Source organism: Burkholderia sp. LK4, from assembly GCF_001043615.1.
In the GTDB taxonomy this organism is placed as follows: domain Bacteria; phylum Pseudomonadota; class Gammaproteobacteria; order Burkholderiales; family Burkholderiaceae; genus Burkholderia; species Burkholderia cepacia.
In genome coordinates this window covers 1-360 of sequence record NZ_LDUL01000148.1, presented here as the reverse complement: position 1 = coordinate 360, position 360 = coordinate 1, and the positions used below count along the sequence as shown (strand labels likewise).

1 protein-coding gene is annotated in these 360 nt (G+C 62.2%); it reads right to left on the bottom strand.

The window, feature by feature from the left end:
• Positions 1-360: 4Fe-4S dicluster domain-containing protein (locus VK92_RS38445; protein ID WP_048468249.1), on the bottom strand; the 360-nt coding region annotated here is incomplete at its 5' end.

Below are 360 nucleotides of genomic sequence, written 5' to 3'. Positions count from 1 at the left end.
TTACATGTTCGGGTAATTCGGCCCGCCACCGCCTTCCGGCGTGACCCACACGATGTTCTGCGTCGGGTCCTTGATGTCGCAGGTCTTGCAGTGCACGCAGTTCTGCGCGTTGATCACGAGGCGATCGCTGCCGTCGTCGTTCTTCACGAACTCGTACACGGCCGCCGGGCAGAAACGACCTTCCGGCCCCGCATACGTGCGCAGGTTCACGTTCACCGGCACGTTTGCATCCTTCAAGGTCAGGTGCGCCGGCTGGTTCTCTTCATGGTTCGTGTTCGAGATGAACACCGACGACAGCCGGTCGAACGTCAGCTTGCCGTCCGGCTTCGGGTACTCGATCGGCTCGCACTGCGACGCCGG